Below are 13,754 nucleotides of genomic sequence, written 5' to 3' on the forward strand. Positions count from 1 at the left end.
GGAGTCGCTCTCTGTTGTCGATATTTTCTTTGACATGGGGGCTTAAGCGCGCGCTTCAACTCACCCCTGCAATATTTTGTCCATCACGCGCCCCGGCAGCAGGCGCTTGAGCACCATTACCGCCCAGGTCACCAGCGTTACCGGATAGCGCATCTTCGGTTTCTCGCTAATAAAAGCATGGCGCACTTTGTCGACCACCGCTTCCGGCCCCAACGTAAAGCGGGCGGCGATGCCGGGATTTTCGACCGGTTTATCGCTTTGTGTCTGGTTGACGTTGTCGGTGAAGCGAGTACGAATGGGACCGGGTTCGATCAGGCTAACTTTAATTCCGCTGTGGCGCAGCTCCATGCGCAGCGCATCCGACCACGCCTCCAGCGCATATTTACTGGCTGCGTAAGCGCCGCGACCCGGCGTGGAGATTAATCCCATCACCGATGAGGTCATCACAATACGCCCTTCACCGTGCGGTAACATCGCGGGTAACAGGCGCATGGTGAGTTGGTGTGCGCCGAAAAAGTTGGCAGAAAACTGCTGTTCCATCTGCGCGCGGCTGATGGTGGAAAGGGGGCCATACATGCCGAAGCCGGCATTGTTAAAGATCCCATACAGACAATTATCGGTCAGGGCGATCACTTCATCGGCTGCGCGATCAACACTTTCTGGCGAATCCAGATCGATCAACACGCCGGTAAATCCCATGCTGTTCATGCGCTCAACATCATCCGGTTTCCGGCAACCTGCCAGCACATGAAAACCCTGGCGTTTTAATTCGAGCGCGCTTTCCAGGCCAATTCCACTGGAACATCCGGTAATTAAGACCGATTTTTGCATAACTTTACCTGTCAGGATCTCCGTTGCTTTATGAGTCATGATTTACTAAAGGCTGCAACTGCTTCGCCATCCAGTCGGCAATAAACGGCTGGGCGTCGCGGTTGGGATGAATACCGTCATCCTGCATCCATTGTGGCTTGAGGTAGACCTCTTCCATAAAAAAGGGCAGCAGCGGAACATCAAACTCTTTGGCGAGTTTGGGGTAAATGGCGCTAAAGGCTTCATTATAACGGCGACCATAGTTTGCAGGCAGACGTATTTGCATTAACAATGGTTCAGCGTTGGCGGCTTTGACATCCTGCAAAATCTGGCGCAGCGTTTGCTCGGTTTGCTGTGGCTGAAAACCACGCAAACCGTCATTGCCGCCCAGTTCTACCAGCACCCAGCGCGGCTGATGCTGTTTCAGCAGAGCCGGAAGGCGCGCCAGCCCTTGTTGCGAGGTGTCGCCGCTGATGCTGGCATTGACTACCGACGTTTTACTCTGCCACTTATCATTCAACAAGGCAGGCCAGGCCGCGCTGGCAGACATTCGATACCCGGCGCTCAGGCTATCACCCAGAATCAATAACGTGTCCGCTGCGGCGGCACGGAAGGTTAACAGGACCAGGAACAGGAAGGGCAAATGCCAGCGGAAAACATTGTTGAAGTTCATCATCTTAAGAAGTCCGTCGGTCAGGGGGAGCATGAACTCTCCATCCTCACCGGAGTTGAGCTGGTTGTCAAACGTGGCGAGACCATCGCGCTGGTAGGCGAGTCGGGATCGGGTAAGTCAACGTTGCTGGCGATCCTCGCCGGACTGGATGACGGCAGCAGTGGCGAAGTAAATCTGGTGGGACAACCGCTACATAATATGGACGAAGAAGCGCGGGCAAAGTTGCGCGCGAAGCACGTAGGCTTTGTTTTTCAGTCATTTATGTTAATTCCTACCCTTAACGCGCTGGAAAACGTCGAGCTTCCGGCGCTGCTGCGCGGTGAGAGTAGCGTGGAAAGTCGTAATGGGGCGAAAGCGTTGCTCGAACAGTTAGGGCTGGGTAAACGTCTTGATCATCTTCCGGCACAGCTTTCCGGCGGCGAACAGCAACGAGTGGCGCTGGCGCGTGCCTTTAACGGTCGGCCTGATGTGCTGTTTGCCGACGAACCCACCGGCAACCTTGACCGCCAGACAGGCGATAAAATTGCCGACCTGCTGTTTTCTCTCAACCGTGAACATGGCACCACGTTGATTATGGTGACCCACGACCTTCAACTGGCGGCACGTTGCGACCGCTGCTTACGGCTGGTGAACGGGCAGTTGCAGGAGGAAGCATGATTGCACGTTGGTTCTGGCGCGAATGGCGCTCGCCGTCGCTATTAATTGTCTGGCTGGCGCTAAGCCTGGCGGTGGCCTGCGTGCTGGCGCTGGGCAATATCAGCGATCGCATGGAGAAGGGCTTAAGCCAGCAAAGCCGTGAGTTTATGGCGGGCGATCGGGCGTTGCGCAGTTCACGCGAAGTGCCGCAAGCGTGGCTGGAGGAAGCGCAAAAGCGCGGCCTGAAAGTCGGCAAGCAGCTGACTTTCGCCACGATGACTTTTGCGGGCGATACGCCGCAGCTGGCGAATGTTAAAGCGGTGGATGATATCTACCCGATGTATGGCGATCTGCAAACCAATCCCCCTGGCCTGAAACCGCAGGCGGGCAGCGTATTGCTGGCCCCACGCCTGATGGCACTGCTTAACCTGAAAACAGGCGACACCATTGACGTGGGCGATGCCACCTTGCGGATTGCCGGAGAAGTGATTCAGGAACCGGATTCCGGTTTTAACCCCTTCCAGATGGCTCCGCGTCTGATGATGAATCTGGCGGATGTCGATAAAACCGGAGCCGTGCAGCCGGGGAGTCGGGTCACCTGGCGCTATAAATTCGGCGGCAGCGAGAACCAGCTCGACGGCTATGAGAAATGGTTGTTACCCCAGCTTAAACCCGAACAACGCTGGTACGGTCTGGAACAGGACGAAGGCGCGCTGGGGCGATCGATGGAACGCTCGCAACAGTTTCTGCTGCTTTCGGCGCTTCTGACCTTGCTGCTGGCAGTGGCAGCGGTGGCGGTGGCGATGAATCATTACTGTCGTAGTCGCTACGATCTGGTGGCGATCCTCAAAACGCTGGGGGCTGGGCGAGCGCAACTGCGTAAGCTAATCGTCGGTCAGTGGCTGATGGTGCTGGCGCTTTCAGCCGTTACCGGCGGGGCGATAGGCCTGTTGTTCGAAAACGTGTTGATGGTACTGCTCAAGCCCGTTCTGCCTGCCGCACTACCGCCTGCCAGCCTCTGGCCATGGCTGTGGGCGCTTGGCACCATGACGGTCATCTCGCTGCTGGTGGGGCTACGACCGTACCGCTTGTTGCTGGCAACGCAGCCTTTACGCGTATTACGTAATGATGTGGTAGCGAACGTCTGGCCGCTCAAGTTTTATCTGCCGATTGTCAGTGTGGTGGTTGTGCTGCTGCTCGCCGGACTGATGGGCGGCAGTATGCTGCTCTGGGCGGTGCTGGCGGGCGCGATAGTACTAGCTTTGCTGTGCGGTGTCCTGGGCTGGATGCTGCTGAATGTACTTCGCCGCATGACGCTGAAATCGCTGCCTCTGCGCCTGGCGGTTAGCCGCCTGTTACGTCAGCCGTGGTCAACGTTAAGCCAGCTTTCGGCATTTTCGCTCTCCTTTATGCTGCTGGCACTGTTGCTGGTGTTGCGTGGCGATCTGCTCGATCGCTGGCAACAGCAGCTACCGCCAGAAAGTCCTAACTACTTTTTAATCAACATCGCCACAGAACAGGTTACTCCGCTAAAAGCGTTCCTCGCGGAACATCAGATAGTCCCGGAATCGTTTTATCCGGTGGTGCGGGCGCGGCTGACGGCGATTAACGGCAAGCCGACAGAAGGCAATGAAGATGAGGCGCTCAACCGCGAACTCAATCTCACCTGGCAAAATACGCGGCCCGATCATAATCCGATTGTCGCTGGTAACTGGCCGCCAAAAGCCGATGAAGTATCGATGGAAGAGGGGCTGGCGAAACGCTTAAATGTTACCCTCGGCGATACCGTCACCTTTATGGGCGATACCCAGGAGTTCCGCGCTAAAGTGACCAGCCTGCGCAAAGTGGACTGGGAAAGTCTGCGGCCTAATTTCTATTTTATTTTCCCGGAAGGGGCATTAGACGGGCAACCGCAGAGCTGGCTTACCAGTTTCCGCTGGGAGAATGGCAACGGCATGTTGACGCAACTCAACCGCCAGTTCCCGACCATTAGCCTGTTAGACATTGGCGCGATTTTAAAACAGGTCGGTCAGGTGCTGGAGCAGGTAAGTCGGGCGCTGGAAGTGATGGTGGTGCTGGTCACCGCCTGCGGTATGTTGCTGTTGCTGGCACAGGTGCAGGTGGGAATGCGTCAGCGTCATCAGGAGCTGGTGGTGTGGCGCACTCTCGGTGCGGGCAAAAAACTGCTGCGCACGACATTGTGGTGTGAGTTCGCCATGCTCGGGTTTGTCTCCGGCCTGGTGGCCGCAATTGGTGCGGAAACGGCACTGGCGGTACTGCAATCAAAAGTGTTTGATTTCCCGTGGGAGCCAGACTGGCGATTGTGGATTGTTCTGCCTTGTAGCGGTGCACTGCTGCTGTCGCTTTTCGGCGGCTGGTTGGGTGCGCGACTGGTTAAGGGTAAGGCGCTGTTCAGGCAGTTTGCGGGGTGATGACAGGTGTTAGATTGCCTGATGCGCTACGCTTATCTGGTCTACGAAGAGCGTGCAATATATTGATTTTGCAAGATTGTGTAGGCCAGATAAGCGTTCAAGCCGCATCCGGCAAAAACTATCAAGAATTGAGAAATAACATTCAATGAGGCCAGGTCCTGTCTTTTATCATACTTTTATTTCAGAGTTAGAAACGATACTCTCCTTTTCTTGCGAGTATAAAAAGGAGGATTAAATGAGTGTTAATTTTAAAGAGTGGGAGTTTTTTATAGATGGTACTGATCCAGGTTGGGTTATTTCAAATGCTGGTACAGATGAGGAACCTGAGTATTTATTCATCAATGAACTTACCGGACATATTCTAATAGTAGATGTAGGGGATAAAGAGTATTATCAATTAATTAATGGTATGATTGAAAGAGGAATGAAAGTCGTTAAGGTAGAATATTAACCGCTATGCGCTGTGATGTTTGCTTTGTAGTTAAAATATATTTATTTTTTTGATGAGCATGAAATGCAAAATTTCAAATCAACTTTAGAAACGTATTATGATTGCTAATAAATCTCTGGGCGGGTTTCATTTACATTTTGAGAAAGATGATGCTCATGAGATGGTTTGTGCTCTTTATAGTTTATTGGAGACGGAAGCAAGCAAACCTATTAGACTGGAAAACAGATCACCTGTAGCGTATAAAAATTTATTACTTTTACAATCCCCCAATGAAAATGATGTCCTGATACAGAACTCACTAGTAATAAAATTATACTTGTCGCTTGATTCAATTGATTACGCACTAAGCAAACTATCTTTATTTTTGACTGATGGTCATTTTTCTTCCCCTGAGTTTTGTGAATGTACGTTTAACAGTAAAATTATCTCGTTGTATTTTATGGGAATAGTTTAGTTGTGGTTTGCAAGGGGGGATGCTGATGTGAAATAAATTAAGGTAATATAATGTCGAATTATGATTTATTGAAAGCATGGTGCGTTTGCCCTCGATGTGGAACGTCAGGACAGTGTGAAATTGAGATGTTTGTGCCATCTGGAAATTTAGTACATTACAATCCTGGCGATAAACTTATTAATATAACCAGAAATAAACTTAAGGACAACTTTATCTCTGAAGGATATTGTGAATGTCTTTATTGTGGTAAGGACTTTTTTGTTGATATCTGGATAAAAGATAATGTTATAACGTCTGTAACTGTTAACTCAAAAGGTGGATATATCTCGTGATTTATATCTCTGCAAATTTCTAAGTAATAAGTCATTTCCCATTTGCAGGTTATTTGTGTCGTTTGGGAGAGGGTGCTTATTTTTCTTCTATTGACTAAAGAGCAATGTATGAAATTAAAAGTTCATACTGTGACAAATCATAAGAAATTCAGTGTTGGGTTAAGGAGTAAGTTGCGAAAAGCAGCTATGGACAGAAAGCACCTCGCTTCAGTCCTTGCGGAGAGCTGGCTTTATTTATCTTTCCATGGGTAGAACGTTGCAATATGCATGACTACACCAGTAGACCAGAACGTCAGGATATAACAGGGAAAAAGTTGTTATGGACCGAAAGGCCCCTACGTAGTTTCTTTCATGGAGTGAGGACGTTAGCTTGCTCTGTTTATATAGACAAAAACATCTCGGTATTAATGAATGTATTCATGAAATGTATATAAATATTTTCCTAATAGTTGCTATCTGACGGATATCTCACTTAAGTCTTTCTTATAATTCTGTAGGGTTTGCACCATGAGTGCGGTAGCTATGGGGTTTATATGTCCTCAGAAGGATTACGTTTCACGCTGTCGGTGGACGACATCGTGGAGATGGCGACGGCGGTGGTGAGCTTCCGTCTGTACCAGCACCACTGCACACCGTTCATCCTGGATGTGGATATCGCCAGCGGGCTGTCCGACCTGACGGCGGAGGATTTTCTGGAGAAAAGCGCGGTGCTGACGGTCTGGCAGGGCGACACTGCACAGCGTTACGTCAGCGGTATCGTGACGGAGGTGCAGCTCGGTGAGAACAACGACTGGCAGATGCGTTATTCCCTGAGCATCAGCCCGCCGCTGTGGCGGGCAGGGTTACGGCAGAACTTCCGTATCTTCCAGCAGCAGGACATCGGGACGATATCAGCACAGCTTCTGAGAGAGAACGGGGTGACGGCGTGGATGCCGCTGTTTTATGAAGACCATCCGGCGCGGGAGTTCTGCGTGCAGTACGGGGAGAGCGACCTGGCGTTCCTGACCCGGCTGTGGGCGGAGGAAGGTATCTTCTTTTATGAACGCTGCAGTCAGGACGGGCCGGAACAGAAGCTGGCGGTGTGTGATGACGTGGCGGGGCTGACGGGAATGGGGGCGCTGGCGTTTAACCCGAACACGACGACCGGGGGAACGACGGAGTACATCAGTGAGTTTCGTTACCGTGCGCAGATAAGCGTGGCGTCGGTGGAGACGCAGGATTATACGTTTAAAGTGCCGGGGTGGCCGGGGTACTACAGCCATGACGGGGAGAGCCTGAACGGGCAGGGAACGCAGTACGAGATATTTGATTATCCGGGGCGTTTCAAGGATGAGCAGCATGGCCAGGATTTTGCGCGTTACCAGACGGAAGGGTGGCGGAACGGGGCGGAGACGGCGAGCGGGGTGTGTAACACGGCGCGGCTGTGGCCGGGAACGCGGTTTACCCTGTCGGGTCACCCGTCGGATACGCTGAACCGGGAATGGCAGGTTGTGGGAAGCACACTGCGGGGAGAACAGCCGCAGGCGCTGCACGGCAGTCACGGTGAAGGGACGACGCTGAGTAACCAGTTTGAGGTGATACCGGCAGACAGGACGTGGCGTCACGCGCCGCTGCCGAAGCCGAAGGTGGACGGCCCGCAGAGTGCCATCGTGACCGGGCCGAAGGGCGAGGAGATATTCTGCGACGAGCATGGCCGGGTACGGGTGAAGTTTCACTGGGACCGTTATCACGGGATGACGGAGGAGAGTTCATGCTGGATACGGGTGTCGCAGGCATGGGCGGGACCGGGGTTCGGCAATCTGGCGATACCGCGTGTGGGTCAGGAAGTGATAGTGGACTTTCTGAACGGCGACCCGGACCAGCCCATTGTGACGGGGCGGACCTACCATGAAGATAACCGTTCACCGGGGGATTTACCGGGCACGCGGACGCAGATGACCATCCGCTCGAAGACCTATAAAGGAAGCGGCTTTAATGAACTGCGTTTCGAGGATGCGACGGACAGTGAGCAGGTGTATATCCACGCGCAGAAGAACATGGACACGGAGGTGCTTAACGACCGGACGACGGACGTGAAGCATGACCATACGGAGACCATCGGTAACGACCAGAAGATAAGGGTGGTGAAGGGGCAGACGGTTGAGGTCGGCACCAGAAAAGAAGGGGGCCACGACCAGAGTATCACGGTGGCGAACGACCGGCGCATAACGGTACGTAATGACCAGACGCTGAAGGTGACGAATGACCGGACGGTGAGCGTGAGTCACGATGACGGTCTGTACGTCAGAAACGACCGTAAAGTGACGGTGGAAGGGAAGCAGGAGCATAAGACGACGGGGAACCATATCAGCCTGGTGGAGGGGAAACACAGCCTGGTGGTGAAGGGGGACCTGGCGAGGAAGGTGAGTGGTGCGCTGGGGATAAAGGTGGACGGGGATATCGTGCTGGAGAGCAGCAGCCGGATAAGCCTGAAGTTGGGTGGCTCGTTTGTGGTCATCCATTCAGGGGGCGTGGATATAGTGGGGCCGAAGATAAATCTGAACGGGGGAGGCAGTCCGGGGACGCCTGTACCGACGCTGCAACCGGCGGTGCTGAAGACACTGGGGGATGAGAAGAGTGGTGATGGCAGTGATTCCGGAGAAGAAAATGAAAACTCTGGAGGGAACTGCGTGACCGGAAGTGGTGGTGATGATCGAGGTGACGATGAGGATGAACCTGAAAAATATACTCTCCAGTTCCATTTTACAGACGATGACGGGATACCGTATTCAGAAACCCGCTACATTGCCTTCTTTGAGGATGGCACGCAGACCCGCGGAGAAACGGATGAAGAGGGGTATACAGAGCGTTTTTTTGTATCTAGCAAACATGAAATTAAAGTGAAGTTGCTATTTGCGAATGATGATTTTCTCTCAATGGAAGGACACTATGGACGATAATAATCAAACTTCTGGACAACCAAAGCCAGAGCCAGAAGAATGTGTGAAAGAGCAAAAAATAACTGATCATTTTAAAATAATGATTGATAAGGCTCGTAAGGCACAAAAGTTGGTTTTGATAAAAAGAGCAGATGATCTTTTGAGATGGGGAGCACAGGAGGAATATGATTTCAGTAAGATCTTTGGTGTTAAAGGAAATAAGGAAGTTAATATAAGAAAATATGGACATAATACAGGCAGGCGCATGAATGCTAGATTTCTTATGATGGATGGTGTGAGAAGATTAATGATTATAGCTAATGATTTAACAATGAGCAGTTTTATAAATTATACAGGTTGTAATGAATTTGCAGCATTCGTCAGCCCAAGTAAGGATATGCCCTATATAATTAACATAGGCGCAAAATTTGAGTATAGAGATGGCAAAAAAAATCCAGTAACGGGAAAGGATTCTCATGTTGCTACTTTATGTCATGAAATGTCTCATATTCAGTGGTATTATAGGGATAATAAAAAAGGTGGTATGTGGTCACAGGATTATACAACTACTGATAAATATTCAACGTGCAAAGAGGATGAAGTTTCATATGACGAACATATCCGTATTGCAACTAAACTGATCTCTAAACAAAAAGATCAAATATTTGAGAATGCATATAACATAGAAAGATATTTTGAAATAAGATTAATTGAAAGTGAGATAGACTCGATTAATGATGAAATATTAAGCAATTTAGTTAAGAAAAAAATAGCGGAATTAGAAAAAGCACTTCTCCATTAACTAATAAGTCGAGAAATATATTAATGCTGCAAGCTATAAAAAAAATCATAATAATGACAATCGTAAATATTATATTTTTCTATTCCTTTCAATCGACTGCAGATGAAATGGTTTTAATAAAAAAATACGGGTTTGGGCTTGAGAGAGATATCAAAGGAAGGCCATTAATTTATCCTATCGAAAATTATGATGAGTGTAAGAAAAAATGTAATCATATAAATTATATAGCGGATGTCAATGCTCAATTAGCTATGAGTAAAAAAAATAACAGGATTTTTGCTAACATAACCTTTACTAACAAAAGCTCTACCACGTATTTTTTTTCTAAATATTATCTACCTATGAAAGTAAAAGATGGAAAAGGAGATGAATATGATGCAATATGCAAAAAACCATTCAGAATCAACTCTGGGAATATCACGTTGGACTACTTAGGTGGTTCATGTCCTTTTGAAATTAATACGAATCCTGAACGGTGGAATACTATTAAACCAGGTCGTAGTTTTTTGTTGAGTATAACCTTAAATGATATGTATGCCTTTATACCAGGAGATAATTATTATTTTATAAAATCATCTGGCTATAAATTTGTTAATGACAAGTGGTTTACACTCAAATCAATCAATAATATTTTTCTTTATTTTTTAAATTTAAAAATTAATTGTGCTGATGATCTTTTTGATATTAATAATTTTACTACATGTGATAATTTGTTATTAGATGAAAAAAAACACTTTTTTATTAATCAGTTATGGGCAATTGAGGATGAAAAAAATTCTATTTACGTCACCCCTGATGAAATTTCTATAAGTATAGACGGCGATAACTTAAAGTTGCCATATTAGGAATCTGGGAAAGAACAAGGTGCGCCGCTTTTTTTGTACTAAATAATTCGCATTTTAGTCACGGCAGAGAAGAAATCCGTCTTCATATTGTTTGCGATGTCCCTGATGAACTTATTGATTTCACGTTTGAATGGAAAGGGCTGAAGAAATTATGCGTGGCAGTCTCCTTTCGGTCCATAATAGCAGAACAAAAGAAAGAGCCAGAAATGACGGTCAGATATTATATCAGTTCTGCTGATTTAACCGCAGAGAAGTTCGCCACAGCAATCCGAAACCACGGGCACGTGGAGAATAAGCTGCACTGGCGTCTGGACGTGGTAATGAATGAAGACGACTGCAAAATAAGAAGAGGAAATGCAGCAGAATTATTTTCAGGGATACGGCACATCGCTATTAATATTTTGACGAATGATAAGGTATTCAAGGCAGGGTTAAGACGTAAGATGCGAAAAGCAGCCATGGACAGAAAGTATCTGGCGTCAGTCCTTGCGGGGAGCGGGCTTTCGTAATCTTTCCCTGGGGGCCGAAGATAAATCTGAATGGTGGGGGTAGTCCGGGGACTCCGGTACCGACACTGCAACCGGGCGTGCTGGAGGCACTGACGGATGAAGGTAGTGATAAAGATGGTGGTGCAGAGGGCGGGCAAGGCAATGGCGGGGTCGGTGGTGGCGATGGAAATGATTCTGGGAACGACAATGAAGATAAGGATGAACCTGAGAAATACACCCTCCAGTTTCATTTTACAGACGATGACGGGATACCGTATTCAGAAACACGCTACATTGCCTTTTTTGAGGACGGCACACAAGCGCGAGGGGAAACGGATAAGGATGGGTATACGGAAATATTTATCACTGACAGTGAGCTGACGATAAAAGTCAGGCTATTGCATCAAAGTATAGATATGATTGAGGGAGGTGTTTATGAATAATAACAAAGGAAGTTCACAAGGGGTAACTCAAAAAGGCAATATATGTAAAAAAGAAGCAAAGGTTACTGATCAATTTTACAACATGATAACGCCTGCTTTGGAAGAAACAAAGCGAGTATTGAATATCAGAGCGAAAAATCTGGAAGCATGGACACCAGCAGATCAGAAAAATTTTGAAGATATATTTGGATTACCAGGTGATGCTATTATAACAATGGAACACTATGCTCCTTGTCAAAAGTCAGATAATAATGGGAACTTCACTCCACAAACCAAGAATATTGACGCACATACTTTTATAAAAGAGGGGGTTTACAGAATGATCATGATTTGTGATAGCTTGATCATTGAAACTCGAACGCAAGATAATGTACAACTAATATATGGCAATTTTAAAAATTATACCAATTTAGTCAATGGTTCAGCCCGTATACCGGCTGCTCAGACGACTCATATAGATCTAAATCGGCCCCAATACCAAAGTAGTGAGTATAAAAATAAGTCGAAGGCTGAACTTTTAAAGTTAGAGTATCGAGAAAGAATATCTATAGATATCTTACAAAATTTCACATGTAAAAATCCAACGGGAGAAAACTCTCGAGTCTCCACATTATGCCATGAGTTATCTCACCTTTTTATTATCTGGGATGGAGAACAGTATTATGGTGGATTAAGCAGTAACGATTTGGGAAAAAAAAGAGAAATTGCCAATGCAAAAGAATTAAAATCAAAACATGACCCGCTGGTTTTTAATAATGCATACAATATTGAAAAGTATTTTGAGATTAGTTAAGATTGCAGTGCTAATGTTTATTTCATTTCATGGATACTGCAATGATGAGGTTATTGCACAATATGTTTCCGAACAAAAATTAAATTCGATGACTCTTGAGGACAATATACTTGAGTTATCACATTACACTGACGGAGTCGAGGAAAAATTGCCAAATCGTAATATGTTTGATGTTGATGTTAGATTAACCGTTAAGCAAATTGACTCTCGTGTGTTAGCAAAAATAAGTTTTACAAATTTGGGGGGTAGCGAAAATTTCATTCATAGACGATTATTACCTATCTCCTCACACACATCGGAGCCTTATTTTTTTTCTCCTTTATGTGAGGATTCTTTTTTAATATCCACAAGTGGTTTCTATCTGAAATTCCGTCCTTCCGCAACCAATATATGTGATTTTGTTGAGGATGATGCCAATGATGAGCTTTATTTTGGTATGGGCGATAATTGTGATATAAAATCAGAATGGGTAAAGCTTTCCTCTGGAGAAACTAAGGTATTTACTGTCAATCTTAATGAAGCTTACTCTTTTCTTCCAGGAAGTCACTGGTATACATTTAAATCTTTAACCTATCGTATTGTAAATAATAAGTGGTTCTTTCAGAGGAGTGTCAATAAATCGCTTTTTACTATAATTGATTTTCATTATCCATCATGTCAGGGGGGCACTCCATACATACAAAATATAAATGACATGTGTGAGTATGGAGCTCTCATGAAAAAAGAACAAAACATGTCTAATTTTATGTTTGATTTTTTCCCTGCGGGTGGGGAAAATAGAAATTATGTTGATATCACCTCGAATAAAATTCGCCTTAAGATTGATGGTAGTAAAGTTAAAACATATGATGAAATTAAAGTTAAACTGTTAAAGCATCGATACGGTGCTCAGTGGGAGGAATATAAATATTAGTAATAATATTTTCTTGTGAATTGTTTACTATAAATATAGCATTATACAAAAATAGGTAATACTCCCAGGGATGATGTTTTTTTACTAAATAATTCGAATTTATGTTCAAGAATTGAGACGTGCCTTATTAAAGAAAACTATTCACGATACCATTGCTAGAGTTGTGTCCTGTATCAATTATGATTTGGGGAATTGAGGCGGGGATTTTTACGAGTAAAAATCCCCACATATATTAACAGTGATAAAATTTAATATAATAATACGCGAAAAATAATTAATGAAAAATATCAGAAGCAATTAATGGATTCTTATGTTGAAAAATTTCAATCCATCTTGGAAAAAACATCATCTGCCCCTAAGGATTTTCAACTTGACTAGATATGTACTTGTAATTATGTTGATTTGTAGTAGTGCTACTGCTACTGCCAGTACTGGTGGTGAAATCATTTATGGATATGATGAATCTAATCATGAGATCTATGCGATCGTTGATCATGAAATAAGAAAGATGAAATTTATGACTGATTATGAAAATAATCCATCTTATTCATTTGACTTTTTTCTGACACGCCCGCAATTGTTTTAGATGGGCGTTCGCTGCATGATTTTACTGTATATACAACACTGAAATATAAAAATAATAAATTCAATATTGATTGTCTTTATTACAATGTAAAAAGCAAGCAAAATGGTGTCTTAGTTAATGAGGGTATATGAGGGCTAAACACGCCAGTGCCAAAAAATTATGCTACGTATATAGAAGA

The 13,754-nt window shown here is 45.9% G+C and carries 11 protein-coding genes and 2 pseudogenes; 11 read left to right on the forward strand and 2 right to left on the reverse strand.

From position 1 onward, the window contains the following. Positions 1–60: 60 nt before the first annotated feature. On the reverse strand, positions 61–870 hold the full coding sequence (ybbO, locus tag QUE74_RS02930; protein ID WP_000148959.1) for an NADP(+)-dependent aldehyde reductase: 810 nt from the start codon (positions 868–870) through the stop codon (positions 61–63). Further along, positions 860–1,483: a multifunctional acyl-CoA thioesterase I/protease I/lysophospholipase L1 gene (gene tesA / locus QUE74_RS02935; RefSeq protein ID WP_001295836.1), complete on the reverse strand. Its 624-nt coding sequence runs from the start codon at positions 1,481–1,483 to the stop codon at positions 860–862. Before tesA ends, ybbO begins: the two co-directional genes overlap by 11 nt. Between tesA and ybbA the strand changes: the two genes are divergently transcribed. From ybbA to QUE74_RS02985, 11 genes and pseudogenes are all read left to right on the forward strand, one after another. Continuing rightward, on the forward strand, positions 1,454–2,140 hold the full coding sequence (gene ybbA / locus QUE74_RS02940) for a putative ABC transporter ATP-binding protein YbbA (protein ID WP_001110563.1): 687 nt from the start codon (positions 1,454–1,456) through the stop codon (positions 2,138–2,140). The two genes, tesA and ybbA, sit on opposite strands and share 30 nt — an antisense overlap. Then, on the forward strand, positions 2,137–4,551 hold the full coding sequence (gene ybbP / locus QUE74_RS02945; RefSeq protein WP_000561886.1) for a putative ABC transporter permease subunit YbbP: 2,415 nt from the start codon (positions 2,137–2,139) through the stop codon (positions 4,549–4,551). The genes ybbA and ybbP overlap by 4 nt, the downstream gene beginning before the upstream one ends. Before the next feature lie 235 nt (positions 4,552–4,786). Beyond that, positions 4,787–5,002, forward strand: coding sequence for a hypothetical protein (locus QUE74_RS02950; RefSeq protein WP_000115619.1), 216 nt, complete (start codon positions 4,787–4,789; stop codon positions 5,000–5,002). A 918-nt stretch (positions 5,003–5,920) separates the two neighbouring features. Then, positions 5,921–6,040 (forward strand): annotated as a pseudogene (locus tag QUE74_RS29540) (hypothetical protein); the annotation flags it as partial. Between the two features lie 281 nt (positions 6,041–6,321). Further along, the gene (gene tssI, locus QUE74_RS02955) at positions 6,322–8,727 is read left to right on the forward strand and encodes a type VI secretion system tip protein TssI/VgrG (RefSeq protein WP_052953571.1); all 2,406 of its coding nucleotides are present in this window, start codon (positions 6,322–6,324) and stop codon (positions 8,725–8,727) included. Next, positions 8,717–9,508: a M35 family metalloendopeptidase gene (locus QUE74_RS02960; protein ID WP_000342580.1), complete on the forward strand. Its 792-nt coding sequence runs from the start codon at positions 8,717–8,719 to the stop codon at positions 9,506–9,508. The genes tssI and QUE74_RS02960 overlap by 11 nt, the downstream gene beginning before the upstream one ends. 23 nt (positions 9,509–9,531) lie before the next feature. After that, positions 9,532–10,353: a hypothetical protein gene (locus tag QUE74_RS02965; protein WP_001355187.1), complete on the forward strand. Its 822-nt coding sequence runs from the start codon at positions 9,532–9,534 to the stop codon at positions 10,351–10,353. Positions 10,354–10,400: 47 nt separating this feature from the next. Next, positions 10,401–10,862: pseudogene (locus QUE74_RS02970) on the forward strand (ISAs1 family transposase); the annotation flags it as partial. A 77-nt stretch (positions 10,863–10,939) separates the two neighbouring features. Continuing rightward, positions 10,940–11,284, forward strand: coding sequence for a hypothetical protein (locus QUE74_RS02975; RefSeq protein ID WP_000888476.1), 345 nt, complete (start codon positions 10,940–10,942; stop codon positions 11,282–11,284). After that, positions 11,277–12,077 (forward strand): M35 family metalloendopeptidase, encoded by an 801-nt coding sequence (locus QUE74_RS02980; protein ID WP_001063571.1) that lies wholly within the window; start codon positions 11,277–11,279, stop codon positions 12,075–12,077. Before QUE74_RS02975 ends, QUE74_RS02980 begins: the two co-directional genes overlap by 8 nt. Further along, positions 12,040–12,990 (forward strand): hypothetical protein, encoded by a 951-nt coding sequence (locus QUE74_RS02985; RefSeq protein WP_000556928.1) that lies wholly within the window; start codon positions 12,040–12,042, stop codon positions 12,988–12,990. The genes QUE74_RS02980 and QUE74_RS02985 overlap by 38 nt, the downstream gene beginning before the upstream one ends. Positions 12,991–13,754: the final 764 nt, after the last annotated feature.

The sequence above is a fragment of the Escherichia sp. 10290 genome, from assembly GCF_030295155.1.
GTDB lineage: Bacteria > Pseudomonadota > Gammaproteobacteria > Enterobacterales > Enterobacteriaceae > Escherichia > Escherichia coli_F.

Bases quoted from the DNA above. Each gene is read 5' to 3' on its own strand.
- ybbO (WP_000148959.1), bottom strand. From the start codon at position 870: ATGACTCATAAAGCAACGGAGATCCTGACAGGTAAAGTTATGCAAAAA.
- ybbA (WP_001110563.1), top strand. From the start codon at position 1,454: ATGCCAGCGGAAAACATTGTTGAAGTTCATCATCTTAAGAAGTCCGTC.
- tesA (WP_001295836.1), bottom strand. From the start codon at position 1,483: ATGAACTTCAACAATGTTTTCCGCTGGCATTTGCCCTTCCTGTTCCTG.
- ybbP (WP_000561886.1), top strand. From the start codon at position 2,137: ATGATTGCACGTTGGTTCTGGCGCGAATGGCGCTCGCCGTCGCTATTA.
- QUE74_RS02950 (WP_000115619.1), top strand. From the start codon at position 4,787: ATGAGTGTTAATTTTAAAGAGTGGGAGTTTTTTATAGATGGTACTGAT.
- tssI (WP_052953571.1), top strand. From the start codon at position 6,322: ATGTCCTCAGAAGGATTACGTTTCACGCTGTCGGTGGACGACATCGTG.
- QUE74_RS02960 (WP_000342580.1), top strand. From the start codon at position 8,717: ATGGACGATAATAATCAAACTTCTGGACAACCAAAGCCAGAGCCAGAA.
- QUE74_RS02965 (WP_001355187.1), top strand. From the start codon at position 9,532: ATGCTGCAAGCTATAAAAAAAATCATAATAATGACAATCGTAAATATT.
- QUE74_RS02980 (WP_001063571.1), top strand. From the start codon at position 11,277: ATGAATAATAACAAAGGAAGTTCACAAGGGGTAACTCAAAAAGGCAAT.
- QUE74_RS02985 (WP_000556928.1), top strand. From the start codon at position 12,040: ATGCATACAATATTGAAAAGTATTTTGAGATTAGTTAAGATTGCAGTG.